The sequence below is a fragment of the Mycobacterium sp. genome, from assembly GCF_050701675.1.
Taxonomy (GTDB): Bacteria; Actinomycetota; Actinomycetes; order Mycobacteriales; family Mycobacteriaceae; genus Mycobacterium.
On the sequence record NZ_JBOGDD010001308.1, the window covers coordinates 1 to 3,750 of the forward strand.

The 3,750-nt window shown below is 66.7% G+C and carries 4 protein-coding genes, 2 rRNA genes and 1 pseudogene; all 7 read left to right on the forward strand.

Annotated features, from left to right (window positions below):
- A 23S ribosomal RNA gene (locus ACRDUX_RS40330) occupies nucleotides 1-315 on the forward strand; the annotation flags it as partial.
- Nucleotides 316-464: 149 nt separating this feature from the next.
- Nucleotides 465-577 (forward strand): 5S ribosomal RNA (rrf, locus tag ACRDUX_RS40335).
- Between the two features lie 130 nt (nucleotides 578-707).
- A complete protein-coding gene (locus ACRDUX_RS40340) occupies nucleotides 708-1,544 on the forward strand; it encodes a tetratricopeptide repeat protein (RefSeq protein ID WP_526423078.1) in 837 nt (278 codons plus the stop codon).
- 1 nt (nucleotide 1,545) lies between these two features.
- Nucleotides 1,546-2,568 carry an HAD-IIA family hydrolase gene (locus ACRDUX_RS40345; protein WP_526423080.1) on the forward strand — a complete coding sequence of 341 codons (1,023 nt, stop codon included), beginning with the start codon at nucleotides 1,546-1,548 and terminating at the stop codon, nucleotides 2,566-2,568.
- A gap of 8 nt (nucleotides 2,569-2,576) precedes the next feature.
- Entirely contained in the window at nucleotides 2,577-2,744 is a 168-nt protein-coding gene (locus ACRDUX_RS40350) for a hypothetical protein (protein WP_526423082.1), read from the forward strand.
- Between the two features lie 6 nt (nucleotides 2,745-2,750).
- Nucleotides 2,751-3,560, forward strand: a complete 810-nt coding sequence (locus ACRDUX_RS40355; RefSeq protein ID WP_526423084.1) for a TlyA family RNA methyltransferase — start codon at nucleotides 2,751-2,753, stop codon at nucleotides 3,558-3,560.
- Nucleotides 3,557-3,750, forward strand: a pseudogene (ppnK, locus tag ACRDUX_RS40360) (NAD kinase); the annotation flags it as partial. The gene ACRDUX_RS40355 and the pseudogene ppnK, both read left to right, overlap by 4 nt.

Consider the following 3,750-nt stretch of genomic DNA (forward strand, 5'->3'; position numbering starts at 1 on the left):
TAGAACGTCGTGAGACAGTTCGGTCTCTATCCGCCGCGCGCGTCAGAAACTTGAGGAAACCTGTCCCTAGTACGAGAGGACCGGGACGGACGAACCTCTGGTCTACCAGTTGTCCCACCAGGGGCACGGCTGGATAGCTACGTTCGGACAGGATAACCGCTGAAAGCATCTAAGCGGGAAACCTCTTCCAAGACCAGGTTTCTCACCCTTTTAGAGGGATAAGGCCCCCCGCAGACCACGGGATCGATAGACCAGACCTAGAAACCCAGTAATGGGCGCAGGGAACTGGCACTAACCGGCCGAAAACTTACACACACCCCAACAAGGGTTAAAAAGACTCCAATTGGGATTTTGAAAAAGTGCGTGTAACACCACAACATTCGTTCGCAACCACGAAACCACAGATTCGAACAGACCACACCCCACCACCAAATAACACCGGAGGGGCTTAAATAAAATAGAGTTACGGCGGCAACAGCGGCAGGGAAACGCCCGGTCCCATCCCGAACCCGGAAGCTAAGCCTACCAGCGCCAATGATACTGACCCTACGGTCGGAAAAGTAGGACACCGCCGAACACCCATTAGGATCACCCCCCACCTTTGCGTGGGGGGTGATCCTATATGTGCGGCTTTTGCCTTTTGAATTGCGCACCGTCGCGAATAATTGAATGGCACCGTATCCTTTGCCAAGACAGGGAAGGCAGACATGCCCCAGGACACGCAACGCGGAGGCGACGAGCGTCGACCCAGGCGCACGCCAAGCGCTGGCGCGCCACGACGTGGCTCCGGCACGGGCGACCGCCGCGGCGCGCCGCCTCGCTCGTCGGGACCCGACCGGGCGCGACGCACGCATCCGCAATCCGACGGCGCAGGTTCGGACAAGAACGCGCCGCCGATTCCCGCTGACATCGAGGCCAAGCAGTTGGCTCCGGACGTCCGCGGCGAGCTGATGACACTCGACAAGGCCACCGCGGATTACGTGGCGAAGCACCTCGTGGCGGCCGGCGTGCTGCTCGAAGATGATCCCGAGCTGGCCTTGAAGCACGCGCAGGCTGCGCGAACTCGGTCTGGCCGCATCTCGGCCGTGCGTGAGGCAGTTGGTATCGCCGCCTATCACTGCGGTGATTGGGCGCAGGCACTCTCGGAGTTGCGCGCCGCCCGCCGCATGGGCAGCAAGTCGCCGCTTCTGCCACTCGTCGCTGACTGTGAGCGGGGCGTCGGGCGCCCGCAGCGCGCGATCGACCTCTCCCGCACCCCGGAGGCCGAACAGCTGACCGGCGATGACGCCGACGAGCTGCGCATCGTCGTCGCCGGTGCTCGCTCCGATCTCGGCCAATACGAACAGGCCCTCTCCGCGCTGTCCACGCCGGCGCTCGACTCCACGCGCACCGGGTTGACCGCAGCGCGACTGTTCTACGCCTACGCGGAGACGCTGCTCGTTCTCGAGCGCAACGACGAGGCGCTGCAATGGTTCATGAAGGCCGCTGCGGCCGACCTCGAAGGTCAGACCGATGCCGAAGAGCGGATCGCGGAGTTCAGCTGACATGACGACACTCGCGCAGGAACACGACTGCCTGCTGCTCGACCTCGACGGCACGGTGTTCCGGGGACTGCAGCCCACCGAAGGTTCGGTCGCGACCCTGGCCGCCGTCGAGACGAGGACGCTGTTCGTGACGAACAATGCCTCCAAGGCGCCGGGCGACGTGGCCAAGAACCTGGTGACGATGGGATTCGCCGCCAACCCCGACGACGTCGTCACCAGCGCACAGAGCGCCGCGCGTCTGTTGGCAGCCCAACTCGGTTCCGGCTCAGCGGTTCTGGTGATCGGCACCGAAGCCCTGGCCGAGGAGGTGCGCAACGTCGGCCTGCGGCCCGTCCGCAAGTTTGCCGACGAGCCGGCGGCGGTGGTGCAGGGGCACTCGCCCGAGACGGGCTGGGCCGAGCTCGCGGAGGCGGCGCTGGCGATCCGGGCCGGCGCGCTGTGGGTCGCGGCCAACGTCGATCGCACGCTGCCGTCCGAGCTCGGGCTGTTGCCAGGCAACGGCGCGATGGTCGCAGCACTGGAGACCGCGACCGACCAACGGCCGCAAGTGGCGGGCAAGCCCCAGCCGCCGCTCCTATTGGACGCCCTCGCCCGCGGTCGATTCGAACGACCGCTGGTCGTCGGCGACCGGCTGGACACCGACATCTCGGGCGCCAACGCCACCGGGTTGCCCAGCATGCTGGTGCTCACCGGCGTGAGCACGGCCGCTGACGTGGTCCACGCCGCCGCGGCCGAACGACCCCTTTACCTCGCCCCGGATCTGCGCGCGCTGTTCGCAGAAAGCGGCACCCTGCGGGTCGTGGCGCATCCCGCCTGGCGCGTCGAGGTCGGACCCGACGCCGCAACGGTGCACTGGACCGGCGAAGACGTCGGAGACCCGCTGACTGTCGTCCGCGCCGTCGCGAGCACGGTGTGGGACTCGAGCCTGGACGGTCGGGCATTCGACGTCGTCGCGGCAGACGACACGGCGCGGCAGGCGCTCGAACGCTGCTCACTGGTGCGGGCCACCGATCGGCTAGCGTGATCAGTGAGATGACGACCGATCCCGACCAGATCCGCGCGCAGGTCGCGGCCTTGCTCGCCCAGCTGCCGGACCCGAACGCAGCAGATGCCGAACACATCGACGTGGAGCGCATCGCAGCATGCCTGGAAGAGGCACACGACCTGCTGGTCCAGGCGCTGGAATCGGTTGAGAGGTAAGCACACGTGACTCGGCGCGCTCGCGTTGATGCCGAGCTGGTCCGACGTGGTCTGGCGCGGTCTCGTCAGCAGGCGGCAGAGTTGATCGGGGCAGGTCGGGTCAGTATCGACGGCATGCCTGCGGCCAAGCCCGCGACCGCCGTTGCCGTCGACGCGCGGCTCACCGTCACAGGCGCAGACGAACGCAGTTGGGTGTCGCGCGGCGCCCACAAACTCATCGGTGCGCTGGATGCCTTCGGCGTGGTGGTCGAGAGCAAGCGCTGCCTGGACGCCGGGGCGTCCACTGGCGGTTTCACCGAGGTGCTGCTGGACCGTGGTGCCCGCGAGGTCGTCGCAGCCGACGTCGGATACGGCCAGCTGGCGTGGTCTTTGCGGTCGGACTCCCGCGTCACGGTCATGGAGCGCACGAACGTCCGCGCGCTGACCCAGGAGGCCATCGGCGGACCAGTCGACCTGGTGGTGGCAGATCTGTCGTTCATCGCCCTGGCGACCGTGTTGCCTTCTCTCGTGTCATGCGCGTCACCGGACGCCGATATCGTTCCCATGGTGAAACCACAGTTCGAAGTCGGCAAGGGCCGCGTCGGGCCGGGTGGGGTCGTTTCGGATCCAGGGGTCAGGGCCGACGCGGTGCTCTCGGTCGCGCGCAGGGGGGCCGAACTGGGCTGGCAGACGGTCGATGTCACGTCGAGTCCGCTGCCGGGTCCGTCCGGGAACGTCGAGTTCTTTCTGCGTCTTCGGGCGCGGACCGATCATCCGCTCCGCGGCGCGCCCCTGGAGGACGCCGTGCGACGCGCCATCGAAGAGGGACCCCAATGACCTCCGAACGCCAGATTCTGCTCGTCGTGCACACCGGGCGCGACGAAGCCACCGAAACGGCCCGTCGGGTGCAGAAGGTTCTCAGCGAGAACGGCATCGGACTGCGCGTGCTCGCCGCGGAACAGGTCGACCACGAACCGTTCTATCTCGGGGCCGACGACATCACCTCGCTGGGCACCGACATCCAGGT

Bases quoted from the DNA above. Each gene is read 5' to 3' on its own strand.
- ACRDUX_RS40340 (WP_526423078.1), top strand. From the start codon at position 708: ATGCCCCAGGACACGCAACGCGGAGGCGACGAGCGTCGACCCAGGCGC.
- ACRDUX_RS40345 (WP_526423080.1), top strand. From the start codon at position 1,546: ATGACGACACTCGCGCAGGAACACGACTGCCTGCTGCTCGACCTCGAC.
- ACRDUX_RS40350 (WP_526423082.1), top strand. From the start codon at position 2,577: ATGACGACCGATCCCGACCAGATCCGCGCGCAGGTCGCGGCCTTGCTC.